The sequence below is a fragment of the Rhodohalobacter mucosus genome (assembly GCF_003150675.1).
Lineage (GTDB): Bacteria > Bacteroidota > Rhodothermia > Balneolales > Balneolaceae > Rhodohalobacter > Rhodohalobacter mucosus.
Window position 1 is genome coordinate 76424 of the sequence record NZ_QGGB01000010.1, and the last position, 13844, is coordinate 90267.

8 protein-coding genes are annotated in these 13844 nt (G+C 51.1%); 3 read left to right on the plus strand and 5 right to left on the minus strand.

What is annotated here, in order from left to right:
• Window positions 1-323 precede the first annotated feature (323 nt).
• Window positions 324-2750 (minus strand): replication restart helicase PriA, encoded by a 2427-nt coding sequence (gene priA, locus DDZ15_RS14570; protein ID WP_109647852.1) that lies wholly within the window; start codon window positions 2748-2750, stop codon window positions 324-326.
• Between the two features lie 469 nt (window positions 2751-3219).
• On the opposite strand from priA, the gene pulA reads away from it, so the two are divergent.
• On the plus strand, window positions 3220-5979 hold the full coding sequence (gene pulA / locus DDZ15_RS14575) for a pullulanase-type alpha-1,6-glucosidase (protein ID WP_158278725.1): 2760 nt from the start codon (window positions 3220-3222) through the stop codon (window positions 5977-5979).
• Window positions 5980-6351: 372 nt separating this feature from the next.
• Here the strand turns inward: pulA and DDZ15_RS14580 are convergent, their stop codons facing one another.
• Window positions 6352-6738: an endonuclease domain-containing protein gene (locus DDZ15_RS14580; RefSeq protein WP_109647854.1), complete on the minus strand. Its 387-nt coding sequence runs from the start codon at window positions 6736-6738 to the stop codon at window positions 6352-6354.
• Window positions 6739-7110: 372 nt separating this feature from the next.
• Between DDZ15_RS14580 and DDZ15_RS14585 the strand changes: the two genes are divergently transcribed.
• Both DDZ15_RS14585 and DDZ15_RS14590 read left to right on the plus strand, forming a co-directional pair.
• Complete coding sequence (locus DDZ15_RS14585) at window positions 7111-7374, plus strand: hypothetical protein (protein ID WP_146198608.1); 264 nt, start codon at window positions 7111-7113, stop codon at window positions 7372-7374.
• Window positions 7375-7377: 3 nt separating this feature from the next.
• Window positions 7378-8856 carry a sodium:solute symporter family protein gene (locus DDZ15_RS14590; protein WP_109647856.1) on the plus strand — a complete coding sequence of 493 codons (1479 nt, stop codon included), beginning with the start codon at window positions 7378-7380 and terminating at the stop codon, window positions 8854-8856.
• 311 nt (window positions 8857-9167) lie between these two features.
• Here the strand turns inward: DDZ15_RS14590 and DDZ15_RS14595 are convergent, their stop codons facing one another.
• The 3 genes from DDZ15_RS14595 to asd form a co-directional block, all read right to left on the minus strand.
• Entirely contained in the window at window positions 9168-12173 is a 3006-nt protein-coding gene (locus tag DDZ15_RS14595; RefSeq protein WP_158278726.1) for a PAS domain S-box protein, read from the minus strand.
• A gap of 328 nt (window positions 12174-12501) precedes the next feature.
• On the minus strand, window positions 12502-12666 hold the full coding sequence (locus DDZ15_RS17095; RefSeq protein WP_109647858.1) for a DUF2256 domain-containing protein: 165 nt from the start codon (window positions 12664-12666) through the stop codon (window positions 12502-12504).
• Between the two features lie 109 nt (window positions 12667-12775).
• Window positions 12776-13828 (minus strand): aspartate-semialdehyde dehydrogenase, encoded by a 1053-nt coding sequence (gene asd, locus DDZ15_RS14605; protein WP_109647859.1) that lies wholly within the window; start codon window positions 13826-13828, stop codon window positions 12776-12778.
• Window positions 13829-13844 lie beyond the last annotated feature (16 nt).

The following is a 13844-nucleotide window of genomic DNA, read 5'->3' on the forward strand; positions in this document are numbered from 1 at the left end:
TCAGTTGTGTGATTGGATATTTCATCCCCTCCGTGGCAAACCATCTCCGCGTTCTCTGCAACTCCGCGGTGAATCACTCCGTGGTGAATTACTCCACCGCATCCACATCTACGTTGATACGCACCGCGCACCCAAGGGGAATGAATTCCCTGCTCGCATATGTCGACCTGCGGTCTTTTTAAAGCTTTTCAGCAGTCAGTATTTTTAATTTTCGAAAAAGCAGTTGATCACTGTTCGGTTTATCAGTTGAGCGGTTGGATATTTCACCCCCTCCGTGCCTCTGTGGCAAACTACTCCGCGCACTCAGCGTCTCTGTGGTTCACCTACTCCACCGCATCCACATCCACGTTAATACGAACCGCTCCTGAGCCTTTGGGTTTGATGGAGTCGTATTTCTTGAAGATATCGTTCAGCAGTTTTTCGATGGCGTGGCCGTTGAAATTGCGGCTCAACTTGATGTTGGCCTCCCACTGGTGCTGTCCGCTCATCCACTCGATTACGGAGGGAGAAGGGCCCATTACCGGTTCATCACCGGTAACCGTGCGCATGGCGTCACAGAATTTATCCGCCACCACCTGAACCTTGCTCCACGACGGACACTTGAACTGAAACACAACCATTCTGGAATAGGGCGGGTAGTGAAGCATTTCGCGGTTGGCCAGCTCGTGCCGTGCAAAGGCTTTGAAGTCGTGGGTCTTTGCGCATTGTATCGCGGGGTGATCCGGTTTCCAGGTCTGCACGTACACCACGCCCGGCTTCTCTGCACGCCCGGCACGGCCGGCCACCTGGCTCAGGAGCTGGAACATCCGCTCACCCGCCCTGAAGGACGGGAACGCCAGTTCGGTGTCGGCATTGAGCACACCCACAACGGTTACATTAGGGAAGTCAAGTCCCTTGGCCACGATCTGCGTGCCGATCAGGATATCGGCCTGACCACTTAGAAATTGCTCGTAGATTGTCTGGTGCCCCCGCTTGCCGGAAGTAGAATCGCGGTCCATCCGCAGCAGCCGCGCCTGCGGGAACAGTTTCTCAACCTCCTCCTCCACCTGCTGGGTGCCGCTCCCCTTGGTTTTCAGGTTGGCGGATCCGCACATTTCGCACCGGGTATCGGCCCGTCTCGAGTAGCCGCTGTAGTGGTCCAGCAAAATATTTTTCTTTTTGTGATAGGTGAGGCTGGTGGAACTCTCCGGACTCTGGGGCACATGGCCGCAATCCTCGCACTGCATGAATGAAGCAAATCCGCGCCGGTTGTAGAGCAGGATCACCTGCTCTTTTCGTTTCAGGGCTTTCTCCACTTCGTTGTAAAGCTCCACCGTGAGCGGTCCCCGCATGGCCGATTTATACTCCAGCATGTTCAAAATCTGCACTTCCGGCATTGTTCCCGTAGGACGCAGCGGCAGGTGCAGCAGTTCGTGTTTCTCTTCCTTCACCGCCTGAACGGAGACCATCCCCGGCGTAGCCGATCCCAATACCGCAACGGCGTTCTCCATGTGGGCGCGCATGACCGCCACATCGCGGGCGTGATAGCGAGGTGCGGGATCGTACTGCTTGTACGAGGTGTCATGCTCCTCGTCCACAACAATCAGTCCCACATCCCTGACCGGTGCAAACACTGCGGACCTTGGACCGATGGCAATCCGCTTCTCGCCCGATTTCAGGCTCTGCCACGCTTCGAACCGCTCCCGATCGGAAAGCCGGCTGTGCAATACGGCGATTTGATCGCCAAAGATGTGATAAAAGCGCTGCACGGTCTGCGGTGTGAGCGCAATTTCGGGCACCAGCACCAGTCCGCCCCGCCCCTGCTCCAGTGCGTGTTTAAGAGCATGGATATAGACTTCGGTCTTCCCGGAACCGGTAACGCCAAAGAGCAGATAGCTCTTAAAAGCATGGGAATCCAGCGATTCACGGATCTTTTCAAACGCCTCCTGCTGCTGATCAGAGAGGATTTTGATCTCATCCGGCCGGTGAATGCCGTTGTGAACCGGTTCGCTCTCCACGGGAAGGTCCACCGACTCGATCCATCCCTCCTTTTCGATCCGGTTCAGGGTGTAGGTTGTAAACAGTTTATCCTCCAGCAGATGACGGTGAGGCAAAGGCAGGTTCATTCCGGTCAGCTTTTCGAACGCCTGTACCCATTTGTTGTCGCGTTCTTTTTCTTCAAGTCCTGCAAGTGCCTTATCCGGGTTCACCGATTCCGCAAGCTGCCAATGCTTGACCTTCTTGTAATCCACTTTCTGTTTCGGCTGCTCCCAGACGGTCACCCACTCCTGCTTCAGGGCCTTTTTCAGAAACGCCTTTCCCTTCCCCTCGCGCCAGCGCTTTTCGGCCTCTTTCAGGGTGAGATGGCTTTCAGCGATCTCATCCAGCAGCTCCCGCTCCTCTTCGGAGATCCCCCCTTTAAAACCCTTGCGGACCTGCAGTCGTTTTTCGGACGCAAAATTCAACCCCACAGGCAGCGCCGCCTGGACCGCCTCTCCCCAGCTGCAGTAGTAGAAACGGTGGATCCACTCGGTGAGCTGCAGCATGGTGTGATCCATAACCGGTTCCTCATCCAGGATCCGCTCTACCGGACGCGTCTCAAACTCAGGTTTACGGTCGTGAACCTGAACAACCATCCCGATGGCAAACTCACTTCGAAGCGGCACCCACACCCTCATGCCGGGCCGGATTGTGGAATCGCCCGTCTCATAGGTAAACAGGCGGCGAACGGCGGTGGGGAAGGCTATGTCTGCGTATCGGATTTTGCTCATGGTGCTGGCAAACTATTGAATTCGGAAGCAAAACTCACCCCTCACATAGTGATCCCTTCGGGGCTGTTCCCCTCTCTTCTGCGACTGTCTCGCCCGCTTAACGCGGACTGACAATCTTGAATAGATGGGGAACGTCGATATTAGATTACTAGGCAGTATCTGCCATGCTTCAATCTGTGTTGAGGAGTCCCCCCTTCTATGCTCGCAGAGAGGGGGTCAAGGGGGGTGAGTCCGAGGGGTGAGTCCAACCTTTCTTGCTCAATATCTGAATCTCACCTACTTTACCTGAATGGGTACTTTCATCACTAAATTACACCGGCTTTTCCGGTTGTATCTGTAAAAACTCTTTCAAGATTTATTAATCATTTCACGCATGACATATCCAAGTAAATTACTCTTACCGCTATTATTCATCTCTCTGAGCTGTTCCACCACTGAAAAGCCCACCGTTCAGCAAGAAACTCAGCAGATGTCCGTCACCGGAGCCGCAGCTCACTGGGTCGATGCGGGTCACCTGATATGGAATCCCGGAACAGAGGCATTTTCCTATGCACTTTACTACAGTGACAATGCTGAAATCAAGGTCTATGACACCGAGGTGACCGGTGGACGATTTTTTGAGCTGGAACCGGCAGATGAGCAGGTACCGATAGTTCAGAACCGGCTGCGACATCTTGAGGGAAGACCCGTTTTTACGTTGATGGTTGATAAGGAAGACATCCGGGATGCGGTAAAAGGCCAGCTGATTGCCGTGGCCTTCGATGGTTCTGGGTACCCGGTCGCCGCCACGCATGTGCAGCGTCACGGCGTGCTGGATGATCTTTTTTACTATGATGGGAAACTTGGCTCCGTTTACCATGACAACTCCATCGGACTGAACCTGTGGGCACCCACTGCACAGAGGGTCACCCTTCGTGTTTATGATGGAGAGAAAAATTTGATTGAGGAGGTCGCACCGGTTGTTGAATCACCTGAAAATGGCGTGTGGCGGTTTGAAGGGCCTGCAGATTGGGACCGCATGTATTACCGGTTTGATATCCGGGTGTACCATCGTCAGACCGACACCGTGGAACAGTACGAAGTGACCGACCCCTATGCCGTAAGCCTGAGCACCGACAGTGAGTACAGCCAGTTTGTGAACCTGGCAGAAGATCCGGAGCTGAAACCGAATGGGTGGGACAGCCTTGTGAAGGAACTCCCCTTCCCCACGGATATCACGCTCTATGAAGCGCACATGCGCGACTTCAGTATCATTGATCAAACCGTACCCGAAGAGCACCGCGGCACCTACATGGCATTTACCCACAATGGTGAAGACGGCCAGGATCTGACCGACGGAATGGACCATCTGAAGGTACTCGCCGATGCAGGGCTTACTCACCTCCACCTGCTCCCGGTGAACGATATTGCATCCGTCATAGAGGATCGCAGCGAGCGGGTGGACCTGGACGACCCCTACCGGCTGCTGTGCGACCGGCTGGGAATAGAAGAGCTGGCTGAGGAGTGTGAACGGTACGGCGATCAGCCCATCCGCGACGTGTTTGAAGAGATGGCAGAGAATGATCCCGTGACCCTGGAAATTCAGAACACCCTGGGCGCGCGCTATCCCGATCACCCGGCCCGGTACGACGGATTCAACTGGGGTTACGATCCCTTCCACTTCAATGTGCCTGAGGGAAGCTACTCCACAGACCCGGATGGCCCGAAGCGTATCCTGGAATTCCGTGAAATGGTTCAGGCCCTCAATGACATTGGGCTGAAACTGGTGATTGACGTGGTGTACAACCATACCCACGCCACGGGTTTGTCGACCTACTCGGTGCTCGACAAGGTGGTGCCTGATTACTACCAGCGGCTTAATATCGACACCGGAGAGGTGGAAACCTCCACCTGCTGCTCCAACACCGCCGCTGAATTCCTTATGATGGAGAAGCTGATCATCGATTCGGTCCTGTTGTGGGCAGAGCACTACAAGGTGGACTCCTTCCGGTTTGACCTGATGGGGCACCATCCCAAATACGTCATGGAAAATCTGCAAGAGGCGCTCAATGAGCTTACTGTCGAGGAGCATGGCGTGGATGGAAAAGGCATTTATATCTACGGCGAGGGATGGAATTTCGGGGAAGTGGCCGATAACCGTATTTTTGACCAGGCCACCCAGTTCATGACCGGGGGAATGGGCATCGGGCACTTCAACGACCGGATCCGCGATGCGGTGAAAGGCGGCTTCTACTCCTGGACCGGACGCGACCAGGGGTTTGCCACCGGGAAGTATCTCTTTCCGAATGAGGAGTCGAATGCATCAGAAGAAGAAAAAGCAGCCCTTCTCGACCAGGCCGATCGCGTTCGCGTAGGAATGGCCGGCAACCTGAGCACCTATCGGTATGTAAATCGATTCGGGCAAGCCGTCGATGGCGGCAATGAGGGAATCGGCTATACCCTGATGCCCCAGGAGACGGTAAACTATCTCGACAAGCACGACAACGAAACCCTGTGGGACAACACCCAGGCCAAACTTCCTTTTGACATGATGATGGAGGGCCGCGTTCGGGTGCACCTGCTCAGCAATGCGTTTATCAATTATGGTCAGGGCGTACCTTTTTACCAGCTGGGCTCAGACCTGCTCCGATCCAAGTCGATGGACCGCGACAGTTACGACTCTGGGGACTGGTACAACGCCATCGATTATACCATGGAAACCACCCACTGGGGTAAGGGGCTTCCGCCGGCGTGGCGAAACGAGGACCGCTGGGATGCGCTCCGAACCATCATGCAAAACGAGAATGTGGACATCACCAAAGAGCATATGGAATTTACGCGTGAGGTGTTTCTGGATCAGATCCGGGTCCGCTACAGCTCCCCGCTATTCCGGCTTCAATCCGCAGAAGAGATCCAAAAACGGGTGGCCTTTCACAACACCGGCCCGGATCAGGATCCGGGGTTGATTGCCATGACTATCTCCGACGGTGCGTGTGCGGGTGAATCGCTCGATCCCAATTATGACGGAATCCTGGTGCTCTTTAATGCTGACGACGAACCCAAAACCGTTGACTCAGGGCTAACCGGAATGATGCTTCACCCGCTGCTTGAAGACGGCAGTGATCCGGTACTACGGGAGGCTTCGATTACCACCGGCGGCAGCGTTCAGGTCCCGGCACTCTCCGCCCTGGTATTCGTGAAGCCGCAAGCCGGCGGCCAGGGAGAGTTTGTGTGTAATGAGGTGGAGTAAATTGGGAAATGCATGAGTGGGGCGAGGAAAAAAGTCCCCTCTCGAGAGGGGACAGATTTGAACAAGCAGGCATAGCCTGTCTTGAGAGGATCAGGGGTGTGTCCGGAGCATTGACACGGATTCGGGATGGTGTTTTACTCTCCACCCCCACTGACACACCCCTCGCTTAGCAAATCGGACTTCGTCCGTTTGCCCTCGCATTTCCCCTCTCCAGAGGGAACTTTAGATGGCCTCGATGAATGCCCGTAAACACACCCCTTTCCCGGATGAATCACGCTTCGCATTTTCATACGGGTATGTCCCCTCTTGCCGAAGGCATCCCTACGGGGCAAGAGGGGGTGGATGGTGGCCTTCGGCGAAGGCGCCACTTATTTACAGCCCCAGCTTTCGTTTCTGCAACAATACCTCATGCTCTATCGCACCCAGCACATAATCGATATCCTTCAAGACTTCCTCATTCCAGAAACGGATTACGTTCAGGCCCAGCTCCTGAAGTCTTCTCTCTCTGGCAATGTCTGCTGCTGCCTGAACCTCCAACAGATGAGAATATCCATACAGCTCAATGACCAGCCACAGCTCGCTGCAGATGAAATCAACAATAAACTGATCAACCGGTCGCTGCCGGTGAAAGTCATATCCGTACATCTGTCTCCCTTTCAGATGCTTCCACAGGATGATCTCACTCATGGTGCTGTTGTTCCGAAGCTCACGGGCCAGCTTTTTCAGCTTTGGATTGTATGATATGATAGGTCTCTTCATGATTAATCAATTGATTTCTCCCCTTTTTAGTAAGAACCCATAATTCCGAAATCCTTACAGTATTATCAACAATCAAGAAACGAGGTCAGGTGGAAAAGTCCCCTCTTGAGAGGGGACAGATATGAGAAAGCTCGCACAGCGAGCCTTTCGAGGATCAGGGGTGTGTCCGGGGCGATGATGCGGGTTCGGGATGGTGTTTCACTCTCCACCCCCGCTGACACACCCCTCGCTCAGCAAACCGGACTTCATCCTTTTGCTTTCGCATTTCCCCTCTCCAGAGGGGACAGATTCGAACAAGCAGGCAAAGCCTGACTTTGGAGAATCAGGGGTATGTCCCCTTTCACTTTTCCCGGTAATCAGATAGATTCCGCCATGGCACGAAATTCGTCAGATACCAAATCACAACCTCTCTTCTCATTCACCCTCCGGCGAAGCAGAGTACTTTTTGTTATGGTGATGCTGACAGCCGTACTTGCCGTCGTGTGGCCCGGCCATGCACTTTTTTCAGATCCCGAACCCTTTATCCTCGGCTTTCCGCTCAGTTTTGCATGGGTCATCTTCTGGGTACTTGTCAGTTTTGCAGCTATGAGTGGTCTCTATCTGTCCGACTTGAATCATGAAGATGAGGAAGAGTAGGTAATGGAATCCGGAACAATCATTCTGGTCATTGTAGGGCTCTATCTCCTGGTCTCTCTGGTGATGGGAATCATACCCTCGCTTCGAATCACATCCAGCGTAGACGGCTATGTTGCCGGGGACCGCAGCATGAATGTATTTATCATGTATTTTGTGCTGGGCGCGTCGATCTTCTCCTCTTTTGCTTTTCTGGGCGGGCCGGGCTGGGCTTACTCACGCGGCGCTGCTGCGTTCTACATCATATCCTATGGTGTAATCGGTATCGTACCGCTCTATTTTTTTGGTCCCAGGGCCTGGCGGCTTGGCAAAACATACGGATTTGTAACACAGGCCGAACTGCTTGCCAACCGCTTTAACAGCAAAGGACTTTCCGTGATCCTTGGATTTCTGAGTGTTGCGGTATTCATACCCTATCTTACGCTGCAGATGATTGGATCGGGCTACGTGCTGAATGTCATCAGTGAAGGAATGATCCCTTACTGGGCGGGTGCCGGTATCACCTACCTGGTAGTCCTGATTTATGTGTATTTGAGCGGTGTGATGGGAGTTGGATGGTCGAATGCATTTCAGGGACTGTTCATGATGGTTCTTGCATGGTTCCTGGGAATTTATCTGCCGAACGAACTCTACGGGGGCATTGGCGAAATGTTCACCGCCATTATGGATTCGGGAGAGGCGAATATGCTCTATGCACCCGGCCTTGCTGCCGACGGCGAAACTCCGTGGGACTGGTGGGGATACGGATCAGCCGTGCTGGTTTCGGCAATCGGTTTTTCGGTATGGCCCCACTTTTTCATGCGCAGTTACGCAGCCCGAAGTCCGCGTTCATTCCGGCTGAGCGTAGTTCTCTACCCCACATTCCTGCTTTTTATGGTTCCCATACTCTTGATTGGATTCTCAGCCGTAGTGTCATTTCCGGGTGTGGAACCGGCCGACAGCATCCTTCCCCATATCCTGATGCAGCTGGATCTTCCAGCGGTTGTTATCGGGTTGTTCTGCGCCGGTGCACTTGCCGCATCCATGTCATCGGGCGATGCCATACTGCACTCGGCGGCCTCGGTTGGCATTCGGGACGGGATCCGTCCGCTGCTGAAACGTCCAATTTCCGACCACAGCGAGAGGTTTTTAATTCAGATCCTGGTCGTGTTGCTTGGACTGATTTCCTATCTCTTTGCAGTTGTGATCGATATCTCCATCGTTTCGCTGCTTCTTGGCGCATACGGGGGCGTAGCCCAGATCTTTCCGGTTGTGTTTGCAATGTTTTACTGGCCGCGTGCAACAAAAAGCGGAGCGCTTGCCGGCCTTTTCGGAGGGATTGCGGTAAACACTTTTTTTCTGCTGATGCCCGAGCTGAAGCCCCTGCCGATGCATGAAGGGGTCTACGGACTGATAGCCAACGTCGGGCTGCTTACAGGCGTGAGTCTCTTAACCAAACCGGATGACCCTGAACGGGTGGAGAGGTTTACAAAGAGCGGCGGGTAACTGGTTGATCGTCGGAGGCAGCCGGTTGTTTGTCGATAGTTGTTAGTTGTTCACATTGGAAGGTTACCATACAGTTTTTTCAATCTTCGCAAAGGCCATTCGACCACTAACAACTAACCACCCACGACAATCAACCTACAATTTATTCATTTCATCTGCCGCCTTCTGCACTGCCGACCCATTAAGTAGTGACGATCGTGTTTTTTTTGATGGCCAGGTTCAGGCATTCGTTCAGCAGCGCTATTTCTCGTTTTGGGGTTGGCACCTGCTAATTGCAAATCTCCAGTTGAGCAGCAACAAAGTGCATGCAATCAGATATTGCTGGAAGAACCTTTCACGGATTCCGAGATATCAAAACTAAGAAAAAAAGATGTTCCTATCTCGTTTCGCTGGTAGCAGAACTCACCGTCAAGCTGGGTCACCAGGGCTTTCACAAGCGTCATACCGAGACTTTCCTCATCATCCATGGAAAAGTTTTCCGGCAATCCCCTACCGTTATCCGTTATCTCCAGGAGAACCTTTTTATCCTGTCTTCGGATGTCGACCCTGATGTGACCTTCATCGGTTTCCGAAAATGCATGTTTATAACAGTTGGTCACCAACTCGTTGATCACAATGGCAAACGGGACGGCTTGATTGATATTCAACAGCACTTCATCACCGGTCAGCTGTACATCAATTTTTTCATATTGTCCCGAAAAGTACCCTAAATGATCGATCAGTTTGGCCGCATTCTTTTTTGCGTCGATTTTCGTGTATGAGGAGTATTGGTAAAGATCCTCATGAATGAGTGCTATTGATTTAATACGGCTCTGACTGTCAAGCAATACTTTCTGCGTATAGTCGTGTTCTGTTCTGAAAGCCTGCAGCTGCAGGAAGCCCGAAACAAGTGCCAGGTTGTTTTTCACTCTGTGGTGAACCTCCGACAGCAGGATCTCTTTCTCCTTCAGTGACTCCCGAATCTGCTCTTCGATAACTTTTTTCTCGTGTATATCCTGAAAGCTGCCGTACATGCGAATACATTTTCCATTCACTCTTTCAGCCTTGCCTATCGCGCGAATCCACCGTTCGTTTCCCTTTGCAGTAATAATCTGCAGTTCAACGTCAAACGGGGTGCCGGATTCGATCAGCTGCTCAATCGCATTAAGAATGGCTTTCCGGCTCTTACCCGGCTTGTAGAAATTGATCCCCAAATTCAGGTCCGGTTCAAAATCCGCATTCACCTCATGAATCTCTTTCGTAACCTGTGACCATGTCACTTTATCATTTAGAAGGTCCACTTCCCATGCACCGATTCGAGCCAGGCTGTGGGCCTGCTGAAGCAGAGTCTCCAGTCTGCGCTGCTCCGTAATGTCTATACCCGTTCCAAGAATGTAGTTTTTACCTTTATCCCGAAAAAAGGTGCCGGTGAGTTCATAGCATGGCAAATGGCCATCTTTGGTCTTTATCCTGGATGTCAGCGTAGCCGATCCTTCCTGAAAAGCGCGTTCCACTGCCTTGAGCATGCGTTGCTGGTCCTCTTCAAGGTAGAAGTCGAGTGGTTCCATCTCATCCAGTTCATCCCTTGTGTAGCCCAGAGCCTTAACGAAGTTGTCATTGACACGAACAAAGTTTTGATTCTCATCAAGCACGTAAAAGAGTCCGGGTAGAGAATTCAGAGCGTGATCAGTAAACTGTTTTTCGCTTACCAGCTGCTTTTCAATCTTCTTCCGCTCCTCAATATTGATCCCTGTGCCGATCAGATAGCGCTCTTCATTGAGCTCATCAACTAAAGCAGAAATAACATAGGGCACACTCTCTCCATCAATACCTTTGATTCGCAGTTCCAAATCCGTCAAACCAAAATCAAACGCTTCCCGGAAGCTATCCAATGCCAATAGCTCATCATCGGGATCCACAAACTCATAGAACATTTTTTTCTCAATGTCAGGATTGTATCCTGTCAACTCCCTGAGTTCATCGTTCACTCTCTCAACAACCCCGCTGCTGGAGATGATGAAAAAGATACCCGGCATACTATCGATGATCTTTTCATTGAGATGGACCTGGCTTTTGAGTCTTTTTTCATATTCTTTGCGAATCGTTATATCGCGCATTACGGTCTGAATCTCAGTGACTTCATCGGACTCAGAAGTCCTAAGAGCTCGGTTTGCAGATTCCACCCACGTCCAGCCACCCTCCTTTTCCCTGATCCTGTAGTCAATAACCAGTGTATCATCAGTATCGGAAACTTTTTGGCGTAGTTCCGAAAGTCTGTCAATATCATCCGGATGGCAGTAACTGTAAGCAGACGTTCCAACCAGTTCGTCCGGATTGTATCCCATTATGGCTTTACAAGCGGGTGAAACATAAAGATAGGTGCCGTCAGGAGCCTGGCGGGTAATTACGTCCGTTGAGTTTTCAGCCAGAAGCCGGTAATTTTCTTTCTCATCACTCAATTGCTCTACACGCCTTTTTCGCTCTAGCATGAAGCCGATTTGCTTACCAAGGCTTTCAAGAATGTGCTCTGTAGTGTCATCTATCATTTGCTGCTCAGAGGAGTAGAATTCAATAACGGCCTCTGTCTCTTCATCCACAATCACAGGTACCATTAAACCCAACTGAATGCCGGACGCCATCAAGGGTTCTGCCCTCAAATAATCTTGGCTGAGGTCCGGTTTTTGAACCCAAAACGGCCTTTTTTCAAGAGCGGTTTTACCTACAAATCCCTCCCCAAGATTAAAAGACGTGCTTCTTGATGCTTGTACGAACTCATCATAACCGGGTCCGGCTGTGTTTTTTTCCAGCAGACATGACTCATATACGCTTTTTGCGTTGTCGGACTTCCTGATGAACAGATGGCCTATATCCAAATTGAAATACGAGTTAATGCGATTCATGCATTTGCTCAGAAGCTCTTCAAATGTTCCCTTTTCGTTGAAAATCTTGGCAATTTCATTTTGCAGATCCAGCAATCTGTTATAGTCTCCTGTCGAATGAAATGCCTTGCTATCCTCTGATATCGGCCGAACGATGGTGCAGCACATCTTTCCAAGATCCTCAAGTTGCACATCTTTTGCAGTGGTTTCCACCTCAATCAGCCGTCCGCTTTTATGCCTGGCTACTTGTCTGCTTTTACCCGGCTTCATGGTTTGGCTGAATGTGGGGGGATCTACAAACAAATCCTCCCTCTTAAGCCCATTGATCTCTTCACGCTTATATCCCAAAAGTTCGCAGACTTCCGGGTTGGCATCCACAATAATGTTGTCATCTTCGGGATCCGTGATAAGAATACCGTCATCGATCACCTTAAACAGTATGCGAAGATTGTTACTCATAGAAGTCATTCTCTTACTCAAATATTTTTTTTTCACACATCCGATGTATGAATTTGATATGCCAATTAACGCACGTATCCACCTCTTACATTGTTGCATAAAGCGCCAGCTCATTTGCCGGAAATGGATATAATGAGCGAAAAATTTCCAAACTAATTGCTTGGTTATTTCAGGAATCCGTGAAGTGGTTTATTCGGCAGAATCCTATCTGTCAGGGATAAAACAGGACTGTTTTAGTCACCTCTCTTCTTTTTGTGAAGTTATTATCTCCCAATAGGTTGGGTATGTATGAATACATTAATGAACTTAGTTTTAATATGCAAACAGCTCAGTTCTGCTCGGGATCATATAACGGTGAGGCACTATTTTTATTTCTCCGGCAACGCTCACTGCAGTACTTCACGTTTTGCCAGTCGCGCTGCCACTTTTTCCGCCAGGTGAAGGGACGGTTGCAGACCGGGCAGATTTTGGTTGGCAGATTCTTTTTGGACATAACCTATTTGATATGTGAGATGAGTGATGTTTGATTTATACTATTATGAATTCATTTAGAAGCGACCATAGAAATCGCTCATCGTACATCACTCATCTAACAGCTCACATCACAAATAGCCCTTCTTCACCAGCAGTTCGGCGTTCAGAATGGCTCCACCGGCTGCACCACGAACCGTGTTGTGTGCCATCGCAATGTAGGAGATATCCAGTACCCGGGTTTCGCGGATTCGGCCCACAGCTGTCTGCATTCCATTTTCGCTGTCGGCATGCAGGCGCGGTTGCGGATAGCGTTCATCCTCATGGATTTTTATGGGAAACGGCGGAGCAGATGGCAGTCCCAGGTCAGCAATCGGGCTTTGCCAGTTCTTCATCGCATCTATTACATCAGACGCTGACGCCTTGTTCTTAAGACCCACCGTCACTGCCAGCATATGCCCGTTCTCAACGGGTACACGCGTGGCTGTGGACTGAATCGGAAATGAAGCGTTCAGTATACCCTCTTCATTTAATTTGCCCAGTAATTTATGGGGTTCGCTTTCAACCTTGGATTCTTCCCCGCCAATGTAGGGAACCACATTTCCGAGAATATCGAGGCTGGCCACTCCCGGATAGCCTGCGCCGGATATGGCCTGCATGGAAGTGACAACCACGGCATCTATTCCGAACGCATCATAAAGCGGCTTGAGTGATGTAACCAGAGGCACAACCACACAGTTTGGATTGGTCACGATCCAGCCGGATCCGTCAGCGGTAAATTTTTGCTTCTTAATCAGTTCGATGTGATCCGGGTTTACCTCAGGAATCAACAGGGGTACGGTGGGGTCAGTGCGGTAGTTTTTGGCGTTGCTGATCACCGGGATGCCGGCCGAGGCAAAGTCTTTTTCAATGTCGGTGGCTACGGACGAATCGAGTCCGGAAAAGACAAAATCAACATCATCAAATTCGCCTGATACGCAGTTTCGCACACTCAGCCCGGCTACGGTGTCAGGCATCGGGACAGCTTCGATCCAGTTGGCGGCCTCTCTGTATGTTTTGCCTGCCGAGCGTTCAGAGGCACCCAGGGCGGTGATGGTGAACCACGGATGGTTTTGAAGAAGTCGGATAAATTTTTGCCCCACAGCGCCCGTCGCGCCGAGGATTCCTGCGTTAAATTTTGACATCGTATTCTTTCTCGCA